The following is a 26,746-nucleotide window of genomic DNA, read 5'->3' on the forward strand; positions in this document are numbered from 1 at the left end:
AGCCACGACTGTGTAGCGCAGAATAGGCGGTAGTACTGTTTGCACACTCCGTGCACAAGTTTCGCTAAGCAGCTAACGCTGCAAGTCTCACTATGACGCGATAGCCGAGTTGATACCGCCGTGAGAGAGCAGTCATGGCGCCTTGAATACTTCTGTGCAGCATGGACTGGAGGTATCCATCTTTTCAATAACACGGAGTGTATAAACCTTGACTCCCATAAATGAAAACAACTTATACTTTGTCTACAAGCAGAACAAAACTCTACTTAGGAGGTTGGTTTTACTGACACAAGATGCTCTTCAAGGCGATCCCAAGTCTCCTTAATCCCTTGTTCCATACCCATTCCGACTACTTTTTGTAAATCTTCTGCTGATGGGTATTCTGCTCGATTGATTAGTTTTGTTTTCCCATCTAACTCCTGAAAGAGCATTACATTTTTTGAGGCAGGGAATTCTTCAGAAAGATTTCCTTCTGCATCAGAAAAATAATCCGTATATACAATTTTTTCAGATGTTTCTATTTCATGATATAAACTTTTTCCCCATGACTCTTGTCCATAAAAGTCACCTTGATCTTTGTCCATACATTTCATACAGTAATGCCACTGACCACCTGGACGAAAATCGATCTCACAGACTGTAAGCTCCCATCCACGAGGACCCCACCAATGCTTTAAATGCTCAGCTTTCGAAAAAGCTTCAAAAACTAACTCACGTGGAGCGTTAAACTCCCCTTCTAAAGTTAATAACTTTCCTTCTACTTTCACGACCATTTTTGGCATTTTATTACGCCTCCTTCATATTTGTTAACCTTCATCATCATCCCACAGATATAAAAACATTATTGGCAAACATTTGTGTGGTCATTCTATTTTCCCCTGATTTCGTTTACGTTTTAAATATACCATAATAGGAATATTCCTGTCAAGGAATGCTATGTATATTATAAAGAAATTCTATTCATTTATAAAATAGAATGAGCGTAACTATCATTTAGAGTGGCTCATCAGCTAAACGGGTTCAAATAGAACAAGGATTAACTGTAAATCACTTTAATCATGTATCCAATATTTCAAATATTATAACCGAATGCGACTTACTCAATTTCACTTGAATAAGTCGCATTCTCCCTAGGGGACATAGTAGTTGCTTCGTCGCAAGTAGATGACAGCAGCAACAGTAGAGATGAGGGCCCAAGGAATCGTGGCAAGCCAGATATGCTTGAAACCGTACTCTCCTCCTATGCTGCCGCCGTACAAGGTGCCGAGCAAGAAGGCAACATTCATCGAGTTTTTGAACGCGGTGCTAGCAGGCGTGACCTTCTTCCCGATCTTCTTTGCTGCTTGGTCGGTTCCGAAATTATGCCCCTTCACCGCGATTGGCATCAGGGTAGCCACCACCAGCAAAGCGGCCAGCGTCTGACTGAACGCCAAGATAGTCAATCCTCCAACCATCAACAACCGTGAGACAACCACTATCAGTTCATTACTCACCTGTTTCTCATCTTCGAGCCATTTCATCAACTTACTGACCGGAGGACCGATCAATGCATTCATCACAGTGGTCATCAGCAAGATCTTGCTGGCCAAAGCAAGGTTACCCAATGCAAGCGGAAGGAACGTTAGATAGACTCGGTTACTCAGCGAAGTACCCATTCCCCAGAAAGTAAGCTTCAGAGAGGGAAGATCGAAGTTTTGATGTATCCACCCACTCCATCCCTTCCTCTCATGATGAACGCGAACAGAGTACTTAGGCAACCAGATCAGAGACACGATGCAACAAAGGCTCATCATTACCGCCACAGCTCCCCAAAGGAACTGATGACCATGATGCGAGATTAGCAACGAAGCGAGCACACCTCCCAGCCCCAAAGAAATCGCCGTAACCGATCCTTCCCAGGAAATCGGCTGTTTTTGTGCCTCCAGTGGCTGGACGCTCCTTCGTATGATCACAGAAAAAGCTGGATAGCAAAGCCCGTAAGCCGCACCATGCATGAATCGGCTCAGAGCGATTATAACAGGATCGTGGGACAGACTATAACCCAGACACGCAAGAGATGTCAGTCCAAACGCGATCAGGTACGTGGTCTTTAGGCTTCTCTCCAACAATAGATTGCTGATCGAGAAGCCAACCAGGATCGCAGCGATCCAGAACGTGCTCATCAGCAAGCCGGTCATCCGCCCAAGACCAAACTCCTTGAGTATGTGACCAAAGGGCGTTTCAATCCATCCGAAGATAAGTGCATTCGTCCCAGCAAGCAAGAGACCGATTCCAGTCTCCTTGCTCAACCAGTCCATTTTTTCATGGTTCATTTCTTTCCTCACTAGAGGTTCCATATGTCAATGGTCGCAAGGGAATCAGTTTCTTCTAAAAACCCCCATCATCGCTAAGAAATATACCAATATTATAGCATGAAATATACAGCTCGTTTTCTCTCGGGCTGGTTCATCGCTTTGAAGAACGACGGGGAAACCTCTAAACATAAAAGCCCATTCTAGGATGAATGGGCTACTCAACGATGGTCAATAAAGATACCGTATCGATGGATAAAGCGAATGTCTTTCGAACTGACTGTTTCCCGGAAACATATCCATAGCATTTTTTGCACGATTGGTATCAGGGAAATATCAACCTAATCCTTTATTTATTTCATTAACTCCATTAGATATTTATATAGGTCATCAGTAAGACCATATCTAAGCTGAGAATTATCTAAAGAAGCATGAAATGAAAATATAGAATCCTTAAGTTTTTCATCTTCACCTATTGATTTGTTCATAAGTTTTCTCCAATAATTTATACATTCAATGGCAATTAAATCTGTATTATGCAATTTGTTATCGTAACAATAATTAAGTTTTGCAATAAATTCTATCCACTCAGTCGCTTCTTCTGATTCTACTTTATATCCTTCTAAATTATTTTTTATTTTATCTAACTGTTCTTTCGTAATATATTTATCTGCTGAGGCATTAATAAATGGAACGATTGCTTTAAAGTCATCTATTGAGATATTTTGATTACCTTTAAGCTCCTGCTTTAGTTTTAGCAGTCTACTAAAAAGTAACTGCTTCTGGACAATTTCCTCTTGAACTTTAGAAATTTGAACTTCAATAAATTTTTGAATATCGATATATCTATCATGAATTAGATCATTTATTTCATCAAGGTTAAATCCCATATCTTTCAAAGACATTATTTGGTATAATGTTGTAATATTTTGCATATCATATAATCTATGCCCTGTTTCAGTAATCTTAGATGGTTTTAATAAGCCGACTTCATCATAATAATGCAATGTTCTGACAGTTATACCTGTCATATTCGCTAATTCGCCAATCTTAAGCAATCTACCCACCTTGTTCACTTTCCTTCATTTTAACAATAGCCTCTAAATCATTTGTACTAAATATATACTTTTTACCGCATATACCACATTCCAGTTCTTCATTTCTCCCAACTTCAATTGAATTTTTTAGTTCATCGGTTTCAACCGACATGAGGATACCAAAAAACATTTCTTTTGAACAATTACATTCGTTTTGCACGCTATATTCATCTATTACCGTTGCATATGGGAAAACCCTAATAGGCAGCTCTACCCATTGCTCTGTGACTATATATTTCTCCGCACTGTCAATACTATCCACTACAAATTGCAGATGATCAGAATTATAGTAAGGCAATGGTTGGATCAAACAACCTCTTGCAATTCCATTTTCAATCCATGTTCGAAAAATAGTTTTTGTCTGCTCGCTCTTCGCATAAAAATAGGAAAAGCACGAATCTATAGAAGCAGACTTTAATTCTACCATTCCGGTAAATATTCCTCCCATCCAACTAGCTCTTGAAATAGAAAGAGATGCTCCATCTCCGACTAAATCAGTAAAATCACCATTAAAAGCCGTCAGCTGGGGAGAAAAAGTACAATTAACATTACCACTACCATCTACATCGCAGTGGGCTGTATGCTCAGCTGGTTTGAACCGAACACTTACACTTATGCGTTGATCGACTTCGGTTAGAAAGCCACGTAATAGACAACAATCGATAAATATGTTCGTATAAAGCTGCATTGCAAAATCTGTTTTCATATTTTTTAAATTGCTGTGTTCTAGAATATTTGCTACATCAACCATAAAAAGCCTAATTCCCTTATCTTTAGTTAATAGTTTTATTAAATTTGTCTTCATAATCATTACCCCCATGCACGCATTGTATAATATAACGTAACGTGAGGTTCAAGTTCTTTTTTTAATAATGTTAACTCTACGAATTTTATCTATCCAAATCGTCCAAGAGTACTCCCGCTTCTACAAGCGGTGAGGTGAATGGGACGTGGTTCGGTATCCCTTTTGCGGGGATGCTTAGAACCACTTATTTTGTTAGAATAGTTGTAGCTCTTTGAAAACTGAAGATATGGGGTTGTTGCTGGAAAGGGTCAGTAACGTAAAATCTTCAACCACCCAGCTTACCGAAGTTGCGAAAACCAAGCGAAAGTAGGGAGCATAGCAGAGCATACTTTGTTTTCACCGCTGGGACGGCGGGTAGAGCTTGCTAAGATAACTGGACGTTGGTCTGGTGTTCGCAGGAATCTACCACCTCTGTAGATGGTAGTAGTTCAAACTGTCCACTCAATCCTATTTCATATTTTCGGTTCTTGACATCAAACATACAGTCTCGATATGGCTAGTATGCGGAAACATATCGATCGGTTGAACCTCCTGTAATGTAAAACCTAGCTTAGTTAATAAAGCAACATCACGAGCGAGTGTAGCAGGATTACAAGAGACATAGATAAATCGTTTGGGTTTCATTTTTGACGCTGCATGCAGAAGTGCCGGGTCACACCCTTTTCTAGGTGGGTCTACAACGATGATATCCGGCTCTACACCTTTATCGAACCATTTTCCCATCACCTTTTCTGCTTTTCCACATACAAATTCAACCTGATCAATATGATTGAGCATAGCATTTCTTTTCGCGTCTGCAATCGCTGCTGGAACCATTTCTACTCCATATACTTTTCGTGCATAACGGGCTAAATAGAGTGAAATCGTTCCAGCTCCACAATATGCATCAATCACCACTTCACTCCCTGTTAATCCTGCATATTCTCTTGTTTGTTTATATAAAATTTCTGTCTGCACTGGATTTACTTGAAAAAAGGAATGAGGAGAAATGGAAAAGGTAAGATCATCAATTTGATCATGAATCGTCTCTTCCCCGTATAGAACCCGATTGTCTGCACCTAGAATTACATTTGTTCTTTTTCTATTTTCATTCAAAATAATCGAAGTAACTTGAGGTAAATCATTTGTCAAATGGCTGATCAATTTGTCTTCATTTGGTAGATGTTTGCCATTGACGACAAAGACAACCATCCATTCACCACTATATGTTCCACGCCGAATCATCACATGCCGTAGCAACCCAGCATGTTTTTGTTCATTGTATGGAGGAATATTTGCCTCCTTTATAAGTTTCTGTATGGTATGGAAAATGACATTGCTTTCTTCAGGCTGAATCAAACAATGTTCCAGTGGAACAATCCGATGTGAACCAGCTTCATAAAATCCTGCGATGAGCTTACCACGATCGACAGAAATCGGGACTTGGACTTTGTTTCGATAAGCCCAAGGTTCTTGCATTCCTTTGACAGGTTGAACGATCACATCACTTATACCGGCAATTCTCTCGAATGCATCGATCACACTCTGTCTCTTCAAGTTTAATTGCGCTGAATAATCGATATGCTGTAACTGGCAGCCACCACACTTAGCAAAAATAGAACAAGCAGGTTTGACTCGAGTCGGACTTGGCTTGAGTACCTGAATAAGTTGCCCAGTCGCATAGGTTTTCTTTACCTGATTTATTTTCACACTTACTTGCTCGCCTGGAATAGCTTGCGGAACGAATACAGCAAAATCTTTATATTTCCCTACTCCTGTCCCATGATTGCCAAAACCAGTAATGGCAAGTTTTATTTCTTCTTCCGCTTTAACGGGCGGCTTCTGTTTCATATTTTTGCCCCTTCTCATCCCAATATCTGCACATTATACGAACTGAAGGGATTTTACCAAAGAGTAACATCTAGATGCAACAAACTGTAGCAAAAATGGCTATGATACCAGTTATAAATACGCCAACCATATGGATACAGTACAAACAACAATGCTTGAAAAAATTACATGGCACTGGGTGAGGCACTATTCAAAAAAATAATACCGAATCAAGTCTGATTCAGCTCACCACTTATAGAAGCCGGGATACTTTTGGACAATTTAAGTAGATTGATTAGCACATGTGTTAAAATAGTCAATAAATACTGATGATATGTAACAAAGTTACGACCAAGTATCGACTTGGTGCTACTCGAATAAGAGGTTGAGATGATTCGAGAACAGTTTTTGAAACTGAACACATACTGGAAGTTGTCTAGCTTTGATCAAGCTGACAAAGAGAGTAGACATCTTCGGAGAGGGTATCTGATCAGCAGATCTTCTCAGGTGCTGGACATTGCTCTTCTGACGTTGTTGGCAGGCTCTACTTCAGCTATGATTTATGGGCTGACTCTGTCCGTAAGCTTTTTCTTTACCATTATCAATGATGGTCTCTGCAACCCCATACGAGCGTTGGTCCCTATCTACTATCAATCTGGGTATGCTACAAAGGGACTGATCGCCAAAGCTCGCGGTATTGTAAATCTACTCACATGGATGAAACTGATTTTGTCCTTGACGATCTGTGGGAGCGTTTGCATTTTCGCACCCCAAATCGCGAAACTATTGAATACTGTACACCTACCTCATGAAGTCCTTTTCCTTCAGCTCATGATGGGTGTAATAATGCCCATCGATTGGTTCTTTTGGCATTTCAATGCCATCTTGACGGCAACAGGAGAGACATGGGCGATCGAAAGAGCCAATAAGCTACTGTTGAAAACCAACCTGGGATTTACTGGAATCGCCCTCATATGGAATCATGGTCAGTGGGATCTCCTTACCACCGCTGTGATCACTCTGAGCTCTCGATTGATTGCTGCAGGCTACCTCTATAGAACTTACAGGCGTTCGGATTTCAGACAAAAACAGATCCCAGCAATCGAAAAAGAAACGAAGGTGTATCTACGGGAAATATTTCCTTATTTTATCACTCAGCTCTTCTATATTGGTGCAGAACGGGCGACTAATTTGTATCTCGGCCTGCTGATCAGTCGCGAGTGTGGCACCAATGTTTATGCTACCTACCTACTGATCGACCGAGTGATTAACTTTACTGTTTATCCCCTTGCTATCGCGCGTGGGGTTGTCAACGCCAGATTGATCAGAGAGGCTCAAGAATCGCTAGCTTGTTTGAGAGACATTGGCCTTCTAATCAATGGCAGTCACCGCCGTACACTGCCACCCTCGTTGTTCACCTTCTTCGTTGCATGGCTAGCAGGAAGGTGGTATCTTGATGGGACTAGAAAACGTGTTCTGGCACAAGTTCGAAAGGACATTCTTACTTGGCTAACCCCTCTTCTACCAATTGTTCTAGCGAGTCTAGCCACGATTGAACATATAGAGGGGAAAGGGAAAATAGACATTCGATTGATCTTTCTCTACTTCACACTCATTCTTCCGTATCTCTTCATTCTCTCTCAATCCACGGCTCTTGCACAGTTGCTCGTGGGGTTCGAATCGACTTGGAAACGGTTGATCAACGCTCTGATTGACAATATGATCTGTTTGGCCGTCGTTACCACCTGGATCTTCACCACTAAAATGCTAGGCGGAGGTGAAGTTTATGGAATGATAGGGATTTCGCTCGGCTTGTTTGTTGGAAGTGCGGTCAGCTTGTGGCTCTGTAACCAAGCACTAAAGGCGTACATCAAAGATGCGATGGAGTCTTTGCAAATAGACAACTATCTTTTCCCTGGATGATATGCATATCTAACATGACAATCGACCCTTCCCCTGCTCTCGCAATTGGGGAAGGGTCGATTTCATTATTTCGCTTGATTCTTTTCCCACTGCGCGATTTCCCTACGAACAATAGGAGCTACTTTTGTACCATATAACTCGATTGCTGTCATCACCTGATCATGTGGCATCGTACCTACTGGCATATGTAAAAAGAATCTAGTCATTCCTACAGTCTTACGGAGATGAATGATCTTTTCAGCAACCGTTTGAGGATCACCTACATACAAAGCTCCGTTAAACTGGCGAGCTGAATCAAAGCTCTCACGTGAATAAAAGCTCCATCCCCTCTCTTTTCCAATAATATTTAAACTTGCTTGTGTAGATGGGAAGAATAAGTCAGCAGCCTCTTCTGAGTCATTCCATACAAAACCATGAGAATGTGATGCAATTGGTAAATTCATTAGATCATGTCCTGCTTGCACTGCTGCTCGTTTATATTGTTCTACAATTGGTGCAAAATGCTCAGGATTTCCTCCAATAATGGCTAAGACAAGCGGGAGACCTAATTCTCCAGCCCGAATTGCAGAAGATCGTGTGCCACCACTGGCGATCCAAATGGGTAATTGATCTTGAACAGGTCGTGGATAAATCGGCAAATGATCAATTGCAGGACGATGCTTCCCTGACCAGTTTACTGTTTCGGAGCGATTTATCGCTAAAAGGAGTTCTAATTTCTCCGCAAATAACTGATCATAATCATTCAAATCATAACCAAAAAGCGGAAAGGATTCGATAAATGAGCCTCTACCAACCATCAATTCAGCTCGACCATTTGAAATGCCATCTAAAGTAGCAAAATCTTGAAAGACTCGAACAGGGTCATCTGAAGAAAGAACAGTAACAGCACTCGTTAATCGAATACGCTTCGTCTGCGTCGCAGCTCCAGCCAAAATCATTGCCGGAGCAGAAGCGGCATAATCTGCACGGTGATGTTCACCCACTCCATATATATCAAGTCCAACTTGATCCGCTAAACGTATCTCTTTGATCACTTCACGAATCCGCTGATCGTGAGGCATCTTCTCTCCTGTCACTGGATCAGGTGTCGTTTCTACAAAGGTACTAATCCCAAGCTCCACATTATAAACCTCCCTATAAATATAAATACTTTTATTTTATACAAATAGATGATAAACCATAAATGCTCAGACTGAAGAAAACTGAAACCCTCCATATTTATTGTCGAGTAAATTCCTGAGGCTTCTGAGCTTGAATGAGGTTGGTAACTTCTTGAGAATAGCCTTGTGGGGTCAAGATGGAATGTTGCTTATGTTTATCTAAATAGTCATATAAGGATTTTTCAGACGGCAACGAAAGTAAAAATGATTCAAATCCTTTTATACTTGGGCTTTTTCCAGATGACTGATATAAATATTCTTCCACAACCGCCAAGGTACGTTCGTGCATAAATGATTGATGTTTGAGCTGATAAGTTTCCTCAAAAGCATGCATAAATAAAACCTTCTCTTGTTGTCTTTGCTTTAAATATGGCGCTACCTTTTGACCATCCTTTGTTTTGAGCCAGCTCATAAATTCTGTGAAGGTTGTACCTGTAATCGCTTTCTCAATACATAGTTTTTCAACCTCTTTAGGATGTCTGGTTCCAAATGTTTGACCAAATAAATGGATAAACTGCAAGATCGGTTTTTCTTGTTCTAGCTCTGGTTTTATTTTTCGAAAGCTATTGGATTGCATATAATCTGAGATTGAAGGATGTTTTCGATAGCGTTTCATCACATATTTTTGAACGGACTGATCCACCAAATCAAACAAACTTCTATTCTTTGAAACTGGGTACTCTGCCTCTAAATCCATTAAAAGTTGATGCTTGAGTCTGATCCAAGCGATCACTTTTTGCATACTCTTTTCTATTCTTGGCATCCAACCCATCATATTTCGCTCTATAATTGATAGACTAGCCAAATTCCTAATCTTTCGTCCAAAATTATTACCAAGATGTTTATATATTCGTCTAATCTCAGTACTAGCATATTGATTTGCATCCATTTCTACTGGTTGCATGCGATAATACTTTCTTGGTCGCTTCATACCATAGCGAGCATTTAATTGCCATAACTGAAACAATTGTTCACTTTGCTTATCATCTGGTACAAATTGTGATTGTTGAGCATGCTTCCCTTCATGTAAAACTAAAAAAACAGGCTTATATGGTTTGCCTTGTAAAATTTTAGGGTGAAGAGAAATGCTTCCTGTTTGTGCAACTGATCTATGATAAAATCCACCAATAAAAGGAAGCTCCTTCAAAACAATCTGACATGGTTGACGTTGCTGCAAGTTTGCATAATGGTTTTCTAACAATTGCAAAGAGTGAAGTCGTTGCTCCTGCGTGAGCCGCTTCCAATTACTTGCATGAAAATGATCAAAAAAGTCTTCGATTGTATCACCTACTTCGTAATACCCAAAGCTCATATCCATAGCAAACCCTTTTAACTTATTTTGAAATAAGTAAGATTGCTATTATAAATTATAACATTTCTACTGACATGAGCCACGATCACGAGCCGATCAAGTGAATTTTTCTTCAATCTGATCCCATCATTGCAAATCATATGAATATGAACCACCTATATATTTGACTTCAATAACGATTTTATGTTTTCATAAAATAGAACTTAGTCGACTTTGTCCACTTCTATCCTGTCGGGGAATCCACAACCCAGTGGAGAGACCCATTTTGGAGGCTGATTCTAGCAGATTTACGGGTTCAACAAACGGAAGATCAAAAGTTAGATTCAGGTTCGTAAAGGAGAGGGCATGACCAACGAGTCCGTCGTAGAATTCAAAGGTGCGCCCAATCAGGAAACCGACAGTACCATCGCCCACGACGGCACCTACCTCGGCGGCCCACCGGGAAAGGTGACGAACAAGATCATCCAAATCGTGATGGTCTGGAACGAGGTGGAGGGCTACAAGCGGAAGGTGACGATCATGCATCGTCCCCGGACGACGGTCGTGAAGCTGGTCGAGACGGGACCCTACGGCACTTTCGAGATCGACTACAGGAAGTCCACCCCGCTTCGCAACTTCCTCGGCTGGATCATCGACCAGATCGACTTCGAGGACGATCGGTTCAAGATCGGCTGGGACATGATGAACCTGGTGCGTGAGGCGATCCAGCACGGCACGACCCAGTTCATCCCGCCGAACGACGACCCCGAGCAGAAGCTGTCCTGATCCCGATCTTCTATATCCCGCCCTTCCGTCCGCATCGCGCCATGCTGCGGATTGGAGGGGTTATCTATTATCTGAAACATCGGAATTTACTGTTCGCTCCTTTTGAACAAAAGACCCCTCTACTATCATAACCATTGACAAGAGGGGGTCCGTTCATAGAAGATGATGACTTATATCTAGTGAGGATATCACCCTTTTTTCTGCCCGACTACAATCCGAACAGGAGGAAAAAGTAGCCAATGTGGACCGATCACTTGTACATTCCGGACGCCTGACTGCTCAAAAAACGCAGCATAATCTTTCGTATATTGGAAATCTAGAATCGCAATTCGTCCTTTTGGTTTTACAACGCGCAATATTTCAGCTAACGCTTGAGCACGTTCCCGCTCAGTAGGAATATTGTGTATCGCCAAGCTAGATAGAACCACATCAAAATGATTGTCTGAAAAAGGTATGACTCGTGCATCGCCATCTATGATTTCAACAAGATCTGTCACACCTTCTATCTCAGCATTTCTTCTTGTTACTTCAGGGTCATTACCACTCTGATCGTGTCGATTCCAAATATCGATACCCACAGCTGTACCTGTTGTAAGTCGAGCAGCAACAGCATTTAACACCAGACCTCTACCACATCCTACATCAAGCACTTTTTCATCACCTTGCAAACCGACAAGATTAATCAATCTCTCCCGTTCACGATATTTTCCTACCCGACTTCCCCAAATCATATAAAATGCCTCAGCGAAGCAAAGAATTGCCGAAAAAAGAAAAAGTATACTAATGGCCATCTGAAGCCATTGCGGGTGCTGAAAAAAGATATAAGTGACACATCCAAGTAAAAGTAAACCAACTCCCCAAAGAAAAAGATTACGAACAACAGTTGGGGCGTCTAGCCCGTAATCAGCTTTATCCCTTTGCATGGGTTTGATTTTCGTCCACCTCCAATTTAGTTAAGCAATATAAAATATATATAAATCATTCTATTGCTTTTATATAGAAATATCAAAATAAGAGGGCGCATTCACGAGAATTTTAATATCATTATTAAAGAAACTTTTACAATCCATTGCTTTGAAAAATATATAATACTATTTATATCTCAGACTATGGAGGCGAAGCGTGAAATATTGACGGAGCCTTTACTTTGTCTACAAGCTGAAACCAAATATGAATATTTAATCAAAGGAGCTATAAATTTTGAAAAAAATATTTTTCCCTCTTTTCTTTTTGTTAGGATTCATTCCACTGCTAACTGCCTGTGGAAATAATGAAGATCAGCAGAGTATGGATATTCCATCAACGAAAGTAACGGTTGTGGATGGAGATACGATTAAAGTTCAATTAAAAAATAAGCAGGAGACTATTCGTCTACTATTAATTGATACACCTGAACTCCATGATCGCAAGACAGGCGCACAGCAGCCTTATAGTCAAGAAGCAAAAAACTATACTACCCAATTCATTCAATCTTCAAAGTTTGTTACAATCGAAAAAGATAAAACAGATCGAGACAAATACCATCGCTTATTAGCCTATGTTTACGCTGATCATAAAAGCATTCAAGAATCCTTGTTACAGAAAGGACTCGCACGTGTCGCTTATGTATTTCCGCCCAATGTAAAATACGAGAAGCAATACCGCAGTATCGAAAAAAACACGCAACAACAGAAAACGGGGATTTGGTCTGTTGATCATTATGCTCAAGCTAATGGTTTTCATCCTGAAGTCATGAAAAATCTATCTCTGTCTCCTTCTGGATCAACAGAAGATTACGTAGCGAGTAAAAATAGTGAAGTATATCACCCAGCAAGCTGTAAAGAGATCGTCGATACCATCAAACCAGATAATCGAATCTACTATCATACTGAACAAGAAGCCATTCAAGCAGGTAAGCATCGTAGCAAAATCATAAGTTGTTGGAAAAAGTAAGAAACGCAGCAAGTTGCTGCGTTTTAATATATCCCATATGATATATCCCTAATATTCCTATTTAACAGATGAATACGGCAGGGTACGTGGTCACCGTAGGAGCTAATCCTTCAACGGAGGGCTACCGCAATTGTCTACTCTAGAGGTGCTGATGAATTAGCTACTGAGTCAAATAAATATGAATCAAAAATCTTAACCAATTCTCGTTTACAAGGTCAATTTGAAGCGAGAGATTTTTTGGTTTCCAAAGATAAAAGGTAAAATCGTTTCAGCATATTCTGGATCAAACTGAGCAAGGCTTAAATAGTAAGTTTCTAAAGCATGAGGGGATCGTGAAAGCCGCATTTGATACTCGTGGTAAACGGTAAGTAGCGGCTAAGGGCTGGTACATTGGAAGTGCTGGCTGTTTGGGCACTTGATCACCTGGATGTACATAATGAATACGTTGGGGAATCAATTCATATAAACATGTTGTATATTTCTTGTTTCCTATCCTAGGAGCTGCAAAAGTTATCAAACGAGGTGGCTCGATATGAGGCAACTTGATAGCTAGCTCCACTGAAAGCATGGTCGCAATTGCCCCACCTAAACTATACCCAACAACTGTAATCGGTTTGTCAGTTTTTTTATGAGTCAGCATATGAAAAATTGACTCTCGTAGCTGTAAGTAAAAGTCATAAAACCCTTGATGCACTGCCACTCCTTCCATTAAATGAAAAGGCACTTGTCGAATTTGAAAGTCTTTCAACCATTCATACCATGCCTGACTTCCACGAAATATAATCAATCGTTCCTCTTCTGACTCTAAACAGACTGCAAATACACGTTTATATAAGAAGAATTTCATTTTTAATTGGTATGAATCTAGAAATTGAAACGTTAACCCCTGATCCATCCATCGCACTTGTTGGATATTTGCTAAATAAGAAAGAGCAAGACGAACTATCTGTGTAAGGTCCATCTCTGATCACACCTCAAAACTAAACAATCTTTTTATCCACTCAATAATGAAGCAGATCGATATCATATTATATTTAGATTACAAATTGCCTCTCTCAAAACGACCTAAGTATCTTTGCATAATCAATCGAGTTAAGCCACGATCAATCTCATCATTCGGACGCAATCGGTTTTTATCTGTTTCAAACTCATTTAAATAAATTTTCAAAGGAGCCCATAGCTTTTGAATGAACGGATCATCCATTAAGAAATCAATTTCCGATCTTGGTAATTGATTAGCTATTTGGCTCAACCAAGGCGAATCAATACCGTAGCTGTACATTACGCTACCCTGAAATGTTTCTAACACGTCTAAATGACGTCTATGAATATCATCGAAAACCACCTTACCATAGTCAACAGACTGTAGTAATGGTTTTAAAAACTGGGGTTTATCTGGATCATGTGTGTATCGATCTCTTTCATCTGCAACGAACAAGAATTCTGTATTAAATCCTTTTTCCTTTGCTGCTTTGAAATGATTTTCTGTTAAAGCGTACATATACTCACCTGTAACAACTGTGGATAATCCATTTTCAATTCGACTCTTTAGAATTTTATTCGCTAATGTGATTTGTGCATTGTTAAACTGATACGGTGGTAAATGATAAAGACTTGGTATTTGATCGATTACCTCAGAATCGTTCAATTGAGCTTCCTTTAATTTCCTCATAACATATCGGTAAATATGTGGTCTTTCTATGAACGCACCAACAAAATATGGTGTTTTTTGTTTGATCTGATTCAATCCTTGTTTCAAACTCTCCGCAAATTGGTTCTCTTCCGAAGTTTGTACTACAGATCCAAATGACTTGCTTAATTCTTGAACCCACAAAGGCATTTGCGGATCAAGATAAATCAATTGACCTTTGTTCATCTCCATCACTATTTTTGGTTCTTCTCTTGTATCAATGATACAAGCATAAGAAACACGAGGCATCCACTTCTTCAACTCATCTCTATATTCGAGCTGCTTAGATTCTAAATCCTGAGTTTCAAAAACCATTCCTCCTGCAATCGCCCGAAAACGCATTCTTGTTTCGTTTTCTCTTATATCATCGCCACATGTTACAGCTACAAGGTTTATTTCTTCACTTTGCTGAACAGCCCGATTTAAGTATTTCGTTGGTACAACAGCGGTCTCCATCAATATGGGACGATTCTCATCAATATTACGAAATAGCTCATGTTGAATGACATCACCACACATCTCCATCGCAGTCATAAAATCTAGTCCGCTCTGAATGGCTGTGTCGATGACCATACGATCCATTTTTGGATAGGATAAAGGCAGTGCATTCTGATCTACCATTGCTTCAAAAATACTACTTTTTCCTGATCCGGGCAGACCACATACTACAGTAAAACCTTTTAAACTAGGTTGACTCATCTGCTCCACCCTTTAGTTAAATGAGTATTTTATTTGTTAACTCTGTCGTATCATAATAGTCAAATATAGTCTAGCCGCCAATTGACAATTCATAAAACAAATTTTATTTATTTCTATCTAACTAAACCAAAGCACTCCCACTTTATATAAGCGAAAAGGTAAACTGGATGTGGTTCATTCACAATCCAAAGTAGAACGTCGTCCATTGTGAATGAACGACATTTTACTTTGGGGTTATATAGAGGATACCATCAATCTATCTTTGTTACACGAATTGCTTGATACGACTTAATAGTTCATCAGCAGCGCGAGCACAACCACCTGATTTCCGGAAGGATTGGCTAATTTTTTCGCTATTCTGTTTATAAATTGGATTTTGTAACACCTCTATCACGGCTTCCCGGAGTTTTTCAGCATTGAGTGTTTCATGATCCAAAATAACACCTGCCCCTAATTCCTTAACTCGATTCGCTACTATGGGTTGATCATTCATCAGTGGTAACATCACTAACGGTGTGCCAAAATATAAGGCTTCACTTGTGCTATTCATACCACAATGTGTAATAAACGCATCACTATAACGTAGCACATCAAGCTGAGGGATATAGTTTCGTATAATGAAATGATCAGGTACCGAACCTAACTCAGATATTGAAAGCTGATTTCCAATGCCGAGAACAACCGTTCCATCAAAGTCATTCAAACCCTCTAGGCATGCTTTATATAAATCAGGCCTTTTATTAGCGATGGTTCCCAAAGCCATATATACAACCGCACTGTCCTTTAATCGATCAAGCGGAAAATCCCCTTGATCTTGGCGATCAATCATGGAAGGGCCAACAAACAAAAAGTTTTCTTTAAATGTGGCGGATTCTAATTGAAAATATTTAGATGTAAAGACAATATTGATATCAGCTTCGTCCATCACAGCCTGAGGAAAAGGTTGAATGGAAATTCCATATTTTTGTTCAAGACGAGCTTTAAATGCTTCCATTTCCTCTTTTCGCCCATCTAAAGCTTTTAATATAGCTGATCCTTGCTTCTTTAATCTCTTTTTAAACAAATCACTCTCTTTATTACTTGCAAAAGTGCTCCATGTGCATACTGTTGGCAGTTGTCTTATTTCAGCAATCCATTTTCCTGGTAAACTCATGGCATCATAGATCACATAATCATATGATTCCAAGCGGATTTCATCCAGTATCTCATCTGTGATCCATTCCATAATTTCAAACAGCTTAAATCGATTTTTGTTAAATTGATCTAGATTTCTTCCTTGGCTCATCAGCTTCGTTACAAATTCAAACAAGATTTTTTGCGCTTTTTCAGAAATAACACGAACCGTCGCACCCGTTTTTTCTATTTTTTCTTTATATATCTGACTTGTATAGTAAGTAATCGATTCCCCTCGTGCAATCAGTTCTTGAACCAATCCAATGGTTGGATTAATATGACCTTCACCCATGTAATTGATAAATAAAACATTTCCCAAAATCAACACCCCATTATCAAATTTCTCTTTATTCTAAGAGAAATTAGAGGATTATACACAATATGTTTATGAAGGAAAATGCACAATTCGAACAATTACATTCTTCCATTCGATTGCGATTCGAATCAAAAACTTTTCTCCTTTTACAAGCACCAGCTAGGTATAAATAAACCATCAACCTATACCTTGGGAAGATTGTACCTATTCAATCCAGGAGGGTACCAGGTAGATTGCACCTGCCAAAGTAGCGCGGTGCCGGGTGACGAATTGTTCACTATCTTTGATCATGTATGAACACTTTCAAAAATACATCATAAATATATCAGCTTAAATTAATCAGCCACCCCATCGATTTGTATCGATGGAGTGGCCTGCGTATCCGTACATTTCATCTTAATCCAACTTGTCAATAGCCTCAAATTTTCCAGTGCCTATTTATTTAGTCATTTCTTACTCTTTGATAGGTAACAGCAATTACTCCAGAATCAAAAACTCTTGAATCGGTCAATTGTAATGGCAATGGATCTTCAAGATCATTAAATAATACCTTTTGATTACCTAGAACAACTGGGCTAATCGTCAACCGATATTCATCAATCAAATCATATTTCATCAATGATTGTGCAAAGCGAGGGCTGCCTAAAATAACCATATCTTGTCCAGCTTGTTGTTTTAGTTTTAATACCTCTGCTTCTAAATCTTCTTTTATCAATCGGGAGTTTTTCCAATCCACCTGATCAAGTGTTCGTGAAAAAGCAATTTTAGTTGTATTTTCTAACCATTTTGCATGATTGATTTCATGCTGTGAACTTTTTGGGTTATCAGGTACTGATGTCCAAAAGTTTTGCATTCCTAGAAAGGTAGAACGTCCCCATAAAACAGTGTCTACTTTTTTTAAAATTTCATTTGCATATTTTTCTAGTGCATGATCGTAAGGAATCCAATTCAAATCCCAGTCGGTAGACCCTTCCACACAACCATCAAGTGATGTATGCATGTATAGGATAATTTTTCTCATTTCTGATCACCTCTGTTTAATTTGTTATTTTAAATATATATTTAGTATCCCATACATATTTCTTTTAGATTGCTAAGAAAATTATTCATATATGAAAAAATATTTTAAATTGATTACATTCCCCAAATAAAAAACCACTAAAATTTACGATAAGATTCCATTCATTCATCTCATACACAGCAGAAATGTATCATCTTCTTGATTTATTCAGATAGAATTACAAAAAGAGTTAAATCAACCAAATAAGCTGATTTAACTCGTGTATCATAAATATTGTCGATCAATTGTATTTAACTAACTAACAACATCATGACAATGAACATAAAATTAATTTAGTTTGAATCATTAATCTCTATTCACCTGATAAGTAAGTACTTGAACGCCAGTTTCAAATGTTTTGGTGTCTATTAATTTCAACACTTGATTTTTAAATCCCTCGCCAAAAAGCCTTTGGCCTTTGCCTAGCACAATAGGAAAAGTCATCAACCGATACTCATCCACAAGGTCTAACTGAGCCAAAGTTTGAATTAAAGCGCCACTGCCAAATACTAGAATGTCTTTTCCTGGCTGCTCTTTTAATTCTTTCAACTCTTTGGCAATGTCACCTTTCACCACGCTAGAATTATTCCATTCGGCTTTGTCGAGTGTATTGGATATAACATACTTGGGATAGTTATTCATCCACTGTCCATATTCGCCTGTTTGCTCAATCATATTTGGCCAATTGGCAGCAAATCCTTCATATGTAACACGACCAAGCAGTAATGCATCGCTCTCTTTCAGCTCTTCATATTTATATTGTTGTTGCTCATCACTTCCAAATTGGAAGGTCCATTCTGGATTCTCAATCACACCATCAAGTGAAATAAATTCCGATACGATGACTTTTCTCATGCTACATTCTCCTCCGGATTATTATCTTTTAATAGAATTATCCCTATTCATTATACAATATATGCAATAGTTATTCATTAGAATACCTAATTAATTAAATTCGTTTTTCAATGGGCTGTTTTTAATTCAAAAGAGTTTATATTTCATGCGATAATGAACGATAAGACCAGTCATAAAAATTTTAATAGAACAAACCAAAGTGAACTGATTTATTTTAATAGAGGTGAGCAAATGAAATTTAGAGAGATCAAAGCAAGTGACACATATGCATTAAGACAAAAAGTATTGCGTCCCCATCTTCCGATTGAGGAAAATTATTATGATGATGATCATCATGCTGAAACGCTGCATATGGGGGCATTTATAGAAGGAAAATTGGTCAGTATTGTTTCATTATATCACCGATCACATGCTCAATTAACTAGTCAAAAGGCCTTTCTATTACGGGGAATGGCAACTGCCGTAGACTATAGATGGCAAGGAATCGGCAGCAAGTTAATAGGAAAAGGAATTGCTATCTTAGCTGATCGAAATGCCGATTTGATATGGTGTAACGGAAGAGTTGCATCAAAGCCATATTATTTAAAAATGGGATTTCGAGCATGGGGAAATGTATTCGAAAACGCTCATGGTATTCCACATATCGTCATGTATAAATATTTAGAGTAGATTTTTCCACTTCCCGCGACTTTGCAAAACGAACCCAACCTCATTTTGTAGTTTTAGTTGTTTCCAATGACTTCTATGGTAGCTCTTCCCTTTAAAAAATTCTCAATTCATCGAGGCTGGAACATATCTTTGTTGATAAGTCATTTATTCCATTTTCTCTTCATATTTTTCTCGATGCAAGACTCTTTCAAGCGCATACATCTCTTTTGGATCAGTTTCTAAAGCGGGATATCCTAGCCCGATGATTGCAACCACCCTCAGATGGTCAGGAATATTCAAGTATTCTCGGACATATTTTTCACGTGTTGCCGATTCCTGCTCATCTTCTGCATGATAGACCGCTCCCCATGCTGCTCCCAGCCCTTTAGAAACTGCTGCTAACCAAAGGAATCCTCCAGCAATCGAAGCATCTTGCAGCCAATACTTACTCATTTGTTGATTTCCCACAATGACTACCGCTGCTGCAGCATCTTTTAGCCATTTCATATAAGGTGTGGTAGAAGTTAGCTGCGACAATTTCCCACGGTCGGTTACAACGATAAATTCTCTAGAAGGTAAATTGTTACCACTGGGCGATAAATATGCCGCCTTTACCAATTGATTCATTAATTCATTTGGAATCGACTCCTGAGTAAACTTTGTAATTTCTCTACGCTTCATAATCGCTGATAACACATCCATATTTACACTTCCTTTATTCCAGGATCGAGAGATGCTTAGCATCATACTTTCTTTCAGTTACTTGTAATTCTATTTGAATCGAACACATCTCGATCCATGATTTTTCCCCTTATTTGTATTTTCTCTATTATCCAATGAAATTTCCACCAAAAATCGCTAACTCAATGATTAGCCATCTTGCTTCGAAATGCTGGTTACCAACAGAGGATCATATCGTTTATAGGCGAAAAGATATAAATACACTTTTAGGATATAAAAAAACCAAAGTAGGATAGCTAAGAATCTACGAAGATACTCTGATTAATTGGAATATAAAGCTCATATATACACGATTTCGAGCTTACATTTTACAGCCAAGATCATCATAGATAATTATTTTGATTTAAATATTTTTGAAGATCGATATATATGTTATTATTCGGTTTAAGTATGTTAACTCTACAAAAGTGAGGTTTTGCAATGAATCATAGACTTACTGGTCAGAACAGCTCTCGCCAATTTTTACCTTTGAAAGACCCAAGGAGATTTACATTATCGCATTTATATCTAGTTGGTACTCTGGTTTTGATTAGTGTATTTGGAACATTTGTCTTGATCCATTCAAACCAAGACCAAAAAACTGGGTTGAAATCGTCTTCTTCAAATCAAATAAAAACGACTCTAGTAAATAAAACACCCCATTCTACATATAACAAAAGAGTAGCGATCAATAAACCTACAATGCCTTCAAATTCAAACCCAACACAGAAAATAACAAACAAAAAGACCGAAGGGATACCAAAAGCCAGCTCAAAAATAATAACAACCCAACCTGTCAAACAAAAACAATCGAAAACCACTGCACTTTCACAATCATCGAACAAGAGTAGCTCTAAAACGATATCATCTTCAAAATCGACATCCAATAAAAAACAGACCCAGTCATCTACAAATAATACCATTCCTAATTCCAACAGTTATGGATACAATCAAACCAACAATAACTACCCGAACAATAGTTACTCTAGCAATAATGAATACAATTATGTAGATAACAACACAAATGACAGCCGTATTGTTTCAGTTGATCCTAACAGTTCAGGAAACAGCTATAGTAATGAACCTGGATACATCGAAGGAAGTTACTAGATCAAACACATAAAGAAACATTGTCTAAAGACCATAGCACTTAAATAAACCATTAAACAGTATCTAAACTGAAAATCATGCACTGTATATAAAGCTAGTCCATCAACATTGATTTGTTGTTGGCTAGCTATTTTTATTTAGAGAACACTGTTTATGAATGGTCATAAATGAACAGTAGTGGCGAAGTTCGATCATGTTTATCTCCTGCTGATGCTCATTATGTTAATTTTCACTTGGTAAAATAGCTTATCAGCACCTCATTGTGTGAAATGCTTTATCATTTTTCGAATCCATCCCCACAACATATATATTACCAAATAAGCAAACCCAAGAATTAATGCAAAGACTATAAAACCTAGAAACACCTTATTCATTCTAGTCAGGCTCCTTAGTTTTAACCGTTAAAAACTTTCATGTTTTAATAACATATTTTCTAGATAGTAAGAGGATCTTTTATTAGTTACCTAGATGAAATGCGGCTTTATCGAAAAACTAAACCTTTTTTCAAAGAAATTACTCTTTCAATCATGAAACGACTGAAGCATCTTGGAAATTTTTCATGATCAAGGATTGATGAGTTGAGGAATAGAGTTTCTCCAAGATTGAAAAATCCTGTTGCACATTTCTCACGCTTTGCTGATCCCATTGATGATAATAGAGTTCAGCTGGTCCAGTTGCAAGGAAGATCTGCTCATGTGGAAAAAGTGCGGCTGCATGACATTGATACTGATGATCAGAAGTTTGATTGATTTTCTTCACATAATTCTTTGCATAGCGATAGATCTTACGTTCCATCGGATTATCGATTTGAAATAACAGTTCTGCGGGTTCATCCGCTTGTTTCAGGCATTGTTGTAAAAAATTTCGAACATAGCTCAGATAAGATAACTCTTGGTAGGTTTGTGGAGGAGAAATGTTACATAAAAGTGCCCAGCATTCATCATTGCTACTAAGCTCAGCAATCAGTTTAGCCAGATCGGGCATTTTTCGTGAGACAATTCCTTCAGTTATAAGCTGATCAATCGGAGACAAGCCATTTGCATCATTTATAGAGATAACATGTTTTAGGTTCTTTTTTTTCAAAAGTGCGAGGATCGCTTCTTTATAAGATGTGAGAACAGCTTGATGTCGGCGATTCACATAGTTCATCCACTGTTCAAGTAGCGGATAAGAGATCAGTTGTCTTTCTAAAAGATCAAGTAAATAGAGAACATACTGTAGTCGTGGCTCATCTAATGTAATACTATATGGAATAGATGCTGGAAGGGTGGACACAAAATCGGAAATGCAATGGGATAAGCGAACAATACTTTCAATCTCATAAAAACTGGGGTTATCGTCCAACCAAAAATCTGTAATCGGTGAAGTGAGATCATTTAAACGTTTAGTTAATACAGAAACTTTTTGATTATTTGCTGTTGTTCCGTATATCGTTTGCGCACCAAATAAGCAAATACCGCTATAAATATGAATTCGCGAAAATTGATTGATTGAACTAGGTAAATCTTTAATGCCTTGAGTAAATACATAGTATTCATGCTCATCAATTTTCATATGGGAATAAACTGTTCGATTTAGTTGTTTTCCCCCATGAATCTCTTCTAAAAAACAGGAACCATTACTAGACAGTGAATCAGATTGAAGACTAGTAAAGAATCGATCTAAACGTCGAGAAGCTTTTTTTAGAAAAGGATTGCTTGCTATATCATTGGAATGGTAAAAAGTAAAGGTTTTGTCCAAAATCGGGTGAGATACTGTTTGTTGATAAATGGGGTTCCAAATAAAAGGTTGACTGAGTTGATCATTGTAAATGTAATATCCAAGTTGCATGAGATCACCTATTTCTAGAATGTAGAATTCAAATATATAAGGATTTTATCATAATTCGATGATAAACCATTCATAAAAATAGGCAATAAGTACTAAATTTAGAACGAGAGATCTTCATTCGCAACGTTAGAGAAAGTTTGGCAATAGCCACTGAACTTCATAGTTTCTGAGGAAAGTTTCTTTACATGTTTAAAAAGGAGAATCAATACCCCGATTCTCCTTAGATAAAGCCTTTCAACTATAAGGATTAACTCTTGTTATGAAAATATGAATCATGATTTTTTCTCCATTAATTTGAAGATAACTTTGAATGATGAAGTTGTATCCATATAAGCGTATTTAGTCCCTGATTTCGTAACGCCTGTTTGAATCATCGGATAACCCATTTTTTGCAATAGATCTATGCTCTTTTTCAGATTATCCACCTCAAAAGCCAGATGATAGACACCTTCTCCTTTTGATTTGAGATGTTTTCTCCATATGTTTCCTGTCTGGTCAGGCTCAATCAATTCAATGTCAACAGTTGGTGTGTGGAATATCATGCTTTTGAATCTATCATCCGTTACAACAGATGGCTTATCTACTCCTAACAATTTGGCATATTCGCCGGCTGCCTGGTCTAGATTATTCACGACAAAACCCAATTGGGCTATTTTATTTGTCCCTAACAATGGAGCACCTGCTGGTTCATTCGGAGGGAACGGAGGAGTTGTCTTAATCTCTACCAATTCAAGCATAGTTTTATACATATAGGAGGTATCTATGAAAGAAAAGTAACCTCCATCGTTCATAATATCCCCTGTTTGTACAACAGGAGCTCCCATACTTTCCAATAACGCTGATTTCCCTTGTATATCGTTAACGGCAATCGAAGTATGATGAACTCCTTCTCCCGAGTTTGCTAAAAACTCACCAATCGTACTGGGTTCGTTACCCGGTTGCAAGAGCTCGATTTGAATGGTAGAGGTATCGATAAAAGTAGCTTTATGGTCAAACCCTACCGATTGACCGTGAAATTTCGAATTTGTAACCAAAGATCCCATGTCATATGCAGCTGGTTTCTTAATCCCAAACAATTTCGCATAATCAGTCGATGCTTTATCTATATCTTTTACTACAAAACCGATCTGATGTACTATCGGGTTACCGAGCAGAGGGTCAGAGGCGGCTATAGCTTTGGGGCTAAAAAAAGTCATAAAACTGAGAAATAGAGCTAAAACAAGAGGAATGCTACTAAACATGTAACTTTTCTTCAACTTGCTCACCCTTTCAAGCTGCATAATTGTATTTAATATTTCATATTATAATAGTTTGCGTTTTAAAATAATATATCAAAAATAATTATTTTAAATAAAACTGCTTCATATTAATTGGAGAATACTCATATCAAAGATAGAATCTTGTTATTTTGTCTCCTCTATAATCCAGATTTAAGCAAATTTAGTCTGAGAAGTTATGAGACTCAGGTAGCCAGCCTGTCACAAGTGCACCACCTTCTAGATGGTTTTCTGCTACTAGCTCACCCCTGTGCTGTCTGATTATTCTTTGAGCAATGGTTAAGCCCAAACCTGTTCCTCCTGTTAAACGATTTCTGGAAACTTCGCCACGATACAAAGGCTCAAATACACGCTTTATTTCTTGAGATGGGAAACCTGGTCCTGTATCTAGAATCGTAAACATCACTTTAGTAGAATCCTTATAGCATCGAACAAAAATTTCACCTTGGACTGGCGTGTGTTTAACGGCATTATCTAATATGTTGCTCAAGGCACGCTCTAATAAATGCGAATCTCCTTCAACCAGACAATGATCTTCAGAAGGAGCGAAATGGATCAAGATCTGTTTCTCTTTGGCTAGTAGACTTAGACTATCAACTGACTTCTGTATAACGCATAAAAGATCAACATTTCTTCTATTAACTTCCGTCTCTAGGTATTCCGTCTTTGTATAATCAAAAAGATCCTCCACAAGTCGATCTAATTGTGCCGTTTTTTCCTTACACACTGCGAAATACTTTGCCATTTTTTCTGGAGAATCCGCAATACCTTGCTCTAGACCTTCTAAATATCCTCGTAACGCAAATAAAGGTGTACGCAAATCATGTGCTACAGCACCAATTATGAATCGCCGTTCTTCTTCCGATTTTATTTGTCTCTGATAAGACTCTTGAAGACTCTTCACCATAACTTTAAATCCATCTCGCACTTCAGCAATTTCTGTGATCCGTGATACAGGTAATTGGATATCCAAATCTCCTCTCGCTATTTGCTGAGCTGACAAACTCATCTTCTCAAGCGGCTTAATGATAAATCTTCGCATTTCATAGCCAACAATAAAAAAAGCTAACAATAACCCGGTAACTGCCGCAATCATTTTAAACCTATTCGAATAGGGTAGGTAGATCTCAATGATTCCCAATATATGTCCATCCTGAACCACTGAAAACTTTTCTATTGATCTAAAAGCATCATCATTTGTAGATCGAAAAATCTCTTGCTTAGATGCGGAGTATATGACCAAACTCATCTTTGTTTTCTGTAGATGTCTTTGTAATTGCTTTTGCCAAACCACATCCTTCCATTTTCCCTCATTTGTTCCAATCAGTTGTACAGTTTGATCCACATTTTTTTGTTGAACCTCACTGATTTCAAAGCGAAGCGTTTTTGTTTCAATAAAGTGAGTTGCTACCAAGAACAGCCACGGCAACGTGAGAATGAAAAACAGACTAAGCAATGTGAATTTACGAATGCGGAGTGTTCGCATTTTTTCCTCCTTCAAAGCGATATCCTACACCCCATTCGTTAATCAAGTATTGTGGCTGATTTGGATTCTCTTCAATTTTTTCACGGAGTCTACTGAGATGAACACGGATAATATGTTTATCCCCAAATCCATCCCAAAACTTTTCGAGTAACTGATCATATGTGAAAACATACCTTGGATGTTCAGCAAATAATCGTAATAGTTCATATTCCTTTGGTGTCAACGAGATTTTTTTCCCTTCTACAAAGACTTCTCTCGTGGTTATATCCAATGTAAGGCGTCCGTAATCTAAGATCTTTCGATTGTGTTCTCGTTGAGAACCAGAACGACGCAGTACAGCTCTCACTCTAGCAACAATTTCTCCTGGAGAAGCTGTTTTCACTATATAGTCATCACCACCGAGTACTAGACCTCTAATCTTATCCACATCGTCACTACGGGCACTTAAGAAAAGGATAGGAACACTACTTTTTATACGGATCTGTCGACATAAGTCAAAACCGTTTTGACCTGGCATCATGATGTCTAAGATCATACAATCAATTGTGCTTTGTTGGAAAACAGCCAACGCTTGATCAGCATCATTAGCTATCTGCACATCAAACCCATCATTCTCCAAAAAATCCTTTAGTAACTCAACGATACTTTTATCATCATCTACTACTAGAATTGTCTGTGACTCACTCAAGAAAATCCCACCTTTGGTTCGATGAATCGTCCTCTCATTATATTTCCTAATGAAATCCTTTCAAGTTTATCACGACTCCAATCTGAAACAAGTTTGCTTC

Annotated in this window: 23 protein-coding genes; 5 read left to right on the plus strand and 18 right to left on the minus strand. The window is 38.4% G+C overall.

Going from position 1 to position 26,746, the window contains the following annotated elements; all coding sequences use genetic code 11:
- Nucleotides 1–266 precede the first annotated feature (266 nt).
- The 5 genes from BUB71_RS10965 to rlmD form a co-directional block, all read right to left on the minus strand.
- Complete coding sequence (locus BUB71_RS10965; RefSeq protein WP_073154892.1) at nt 267–782, minus strand: SRPBCC domain-containing protein; 516 nt, start codon at nt 780–782, stop codon at nt 267–269.
- A gap of 348 nt (nt 783–1,130) precedes the next feature.
- Nucleotides 1,131–2,312, minus strand: coding sequence for an MFS transporter (locus tag BUB71_RS10970; protein ID WP_073154893.1), 1,182 nt, complete (start codon nt 2,310–2,312; stop codon nt 1,131–1,133).
- A gap of 332 nt (nt 2,313–2,644) precedes the next feature.
- The gene (locus tag BUB71_RS10975; RefSeq protein WP_217653549.1) at nt 2,645–3,349 is read right to left on the minus strand and encodes a MerR family transcriptional regulator; all 705 of its coding nucleotides are present in this window, start codon (nt 3,347–3,349) and stop codon (nt 2,645–2,647) included.
- Nucleotide 3,350: 1 nt separating this feature from the next.
- The gene (locus BUB71_RS10980; protein ID WP_073154894.1) at nt 3,351–4,193 is read right to left on the minus strand and encodes an Hsp33 family molecular chaperone HslO; all 843 of its coding nucleotides are present in this window, start codon (nt 4,191–4,193) and stop codon (nt 3,351–3,353) included.
- 447 nt (nt 4,194–4,640) lie between these two features.
- Entirely contained in the window at nt 4,641–6,023 is a 1,383-nt protein-coding gene (gene rlmD / locus BUB71_RS10985) for a 23S rRNA (uracil(1939)-C(5))-methyltransferase RlmD (RefSeq protein ID WP_073154895.1), read from the minus strand.
- 369 nt (nt 6,024–6,392) lie between these two features.
- Here rlmD and BUB71_RS10990 point away from each other — a divergent pair, with 369 nt between their 5' ends.
- Complete coding sequence (locus BUB71_RS10990; protein ID WP_073154896.1) at nt 6,393–7,925, plus strand: hypothetical protein; 1,533 nt, start codon at nt 6,393–6,395, stop codon at nt 7,923–7,925.
- 65 nt (nt 7,926–7,990) lie between these two features.
- Here the strand turns inward: BUB71_RS10990 and BUB71_RS10995 are convergent, their stop codons facing one another.
- Together BUB71_RS10995 and BUB71_RS11000 are read right to left on the minus strand one after the other, a co-directional pair.
- Nucleotides 7,991–9,046 carry an LLM class flavin-dependent oxidoreductase gene (locus tag BUB71_RS10995; protein WP_073154897.1) on the minus strand — a complete coding sequence of 352 codons (1,056 nt, stop codon included), beginning with the start codon at nt 9,044–9,046 and terminating at the stop codon, nt 7,991–7,993.
- 97 nt (nt 9,047–9,143) lie between these two features.
- Entirely contained in the window at nt 9,144–10,403 is a 1,260-nt protein-coding gene (locus BUB71_RS11000; protein ID WP_073154898.1) for a hypothetical protein, read from the minus strand.
- 339 nt (nt 10,404–10,742) lie between these two features.
- Here BUB71_RS11000 and BUB71_RS11005 point away from each other — a divergent pair, with 339 nt between their 5' ends.
- Entirely contained in the window at nt 10,743–11,162 is a 420-nt protein-coding gene (locus BUB71_RS11005) for a hypothetical protein (RefSeq protein ID WP_073154899.1), read from the plus strand.
- Nucleotides 11,163–11,350: 188 nt separating this feature from the next.
- On the opposite strand, the gene BUB71_RS11010 is transcribed toward BUB71_RS11005, so the two are convergent.
- Entirely contained in the window at nt 11,351–12,085 is a 735-nt protein-coding gene (locus BUB71_RS11010; protein WP_073154900.1) for a class I SAM-dependent methyltransferase, read from the minus strand.
- 277 nt (nt 12,086–12,362) lie between these two features.
- On the opposite strand from BUB71_RS11010, the gene BUB71_RS11015 reads away from it, so the two are divergent.
- The gene (locus tag BUB71_RS11015) at nt 12,363–13,094 is read left to right on the plus strand and encodes a thermonuclease family protein (RefSeq protein ID WP_073154901.1); all 732 of its coding nucleotides are present in this window, start codon (nt 12,363–12,365) and stop codon (nt 13,092–13,094) included.
- A 283-nt stretch (nt 13,095–13,377) separates the two neighbouring features.
- Here BUB71_RS11015 and BUB71_RS11020 read toward each other — a convergent pair whose 3' ends face one another.
- From BUB71_RS11020 to BUB71_RS11040, 5 genes are all read right to left on the minus strand, one after another.
- Nucleotides 13,378–14,055 (minus strand): lipase family protein, encoded by a 678-nt coding sequence (locus BUB71_RS11020; RefSeq protein WP_073154902.1) that lies wholly within the window; start codon nt 14,053–14,055, stop codon nt 13,378–13,380.
- 78 nt (nt 14,056–14,133) lie between these two features.
- A complete protein-coding gene (locus tag BUB71_RS11025) occupies nt 14,134–15,483 on the minus strand; it encodes a hypothetical protein (RefSeq protein WP_073154903.1) in 1,350 nt (449 codons plus the stop codon).
- Nucleotides 15,484–15,748: 265 nt separating this feature from the next.
- Nucleotides 15,749–16,975, minus strand: coding sequence for a macrolide family glycosyltransferase (locus BUB71_RS11030; RefSeq protein ID WP_139279068.1), 1,227 nt, complete (start codon nt 16,973–16,975; stop codon nt 15,749–15,751).
- Nucleotides 16,976–17,414: 439 nt separating this feature from the next.
- Nucleotides 17,415–17,993 (minus strand): dihydrofolate reductase family protein, encoded by a 579-nt coding sequence (locus BUB71_RS11035; protein ID WP_073154904.1) that lies wholly within the window; start codon nt 17,991–17,993, stop codon nt 17,415–17,417.
- Nucleotides 17,994–18,338: 345 nt separating this feature from the next.
- Nucleotides 18,339–18,887: a dihydrofolate reductase family protein gene (locus tag BUB71_RS11040; RefSeq protein WP_073154905.1), complete on the minus strand. Its 549-nt coding sequence runs from the start codon at nt 18,885–18,887 to the stop codon at nt 18,339–18,341.
- 231 nt (nt 18,888–19,118) lie between these two features.
- On the opposite strand from BUB71_RS11040, the gene BUB71_RS11045 reads away from it, so the two are divergent.
- Nucleotides 19,119–19,556 (plus strand): GNAT family N-acetyltransferase, encoded by a 438-nt coding sequence (locus BUB71_RS11045; protein WP_073154906.1) that lies wholly within the window; start codon nt 19,119–19,121, stop codon nt 19,554–19,556.
- 144 nt (nt 19,557–19,700) lie between these two features.
- Here the strand turns inward: BUB71_RS11045 and BUB71_RS11050 are convergent, their stop codons facing one another.
- Complete coding sequence (locus BUB71_RS11050) at nt 19,701–20,237, minus strand: nitroreductase family protein (RefSeq protein WP_073154907.1); 537 nt, start codon at nt 20,235–20,237, stop codon at nt 19,701–19,703.
- A gap of 459 nt (nt 20,238–20,696) precedes the next feature.
- Here BUB71_RS11050 and BUB71_RS19105 point away from each other — a divergent pair, with 459 nt between their 5' ends.
- Nucleotides 20,697–21,365, plus strand: a complete 669-nt coding sequence (locus tag BUB71_RS19105) for a hypothetical protein (protein WP_139279069.1) — start codon at nt 20,697–20,699, stop codon at nt 21,363–21,365.
- Between the two features lie 525 nt (nt 21,366–21,890).
- On the opposite strand, the gene BUB71_RS11060 is transcribed toward BUB71_RS19105, so the two are convergent.
- The 4 genes from BUB71_RS11060 to BUB71_RS11075 form a co-directional block, all read right to left on the minus strand.
- Entirely contained in the window at nt 21,891–23,195 is a 1,305-nt protein-coding gene (locus BUB71_RS11060; protein WP_073154909.1) for a hypothetical protein, read from the minus strand.
- Between the two features lie 272 nt (nt 23,196–23,467).
- Complete coding sequence (locus BUB71_RS11065) at nt 23,468–24,451, minus strand: VOC family protein (RefSeq protein ID WP_175552350.1); 984 nt, start codon at nt 24,449–24,451, stop codon at nt 23,468–23,470.
- Nucleotides 24,452–24,635: 184 nt separating this feature from the next.
- A complete protein-coding gene (locus BUB71_RS11070; protein WP_073154910.1) occupies nt 24,636–25,958 on the minus strand; it encodes a sensor histidine kinase in 1,323 nt (440 codons plus the stop codon).
- Nucleotides 25,936–26,646: a response regulator transcription factor gene (locus tag BUB71_RS11075; protein ID WP_073154911.1), complete on the minus strand. Its 711-nt coding sequence runs from the start codon at nt 26,644–26,646 to the stop codon at nt 25,936–25,938. The genes BUB71_RS11070 and BUB71_RS11075 overlap by 23 nt, the downstream gene beginning before the upstream one ends.
- Nucleotides 26,647–26,746: the final 100 nt, after the last annotated feature.

The organism is Seinonella peptonophila (assembly GCF_900129355.1).
Taxonomy (GTDB): Bacteria; Bacillota; Bacilli; order Thermoactinomycetales; family Thermoactinomycetaceae; genus Seinonella; species Seinonella peptonophila.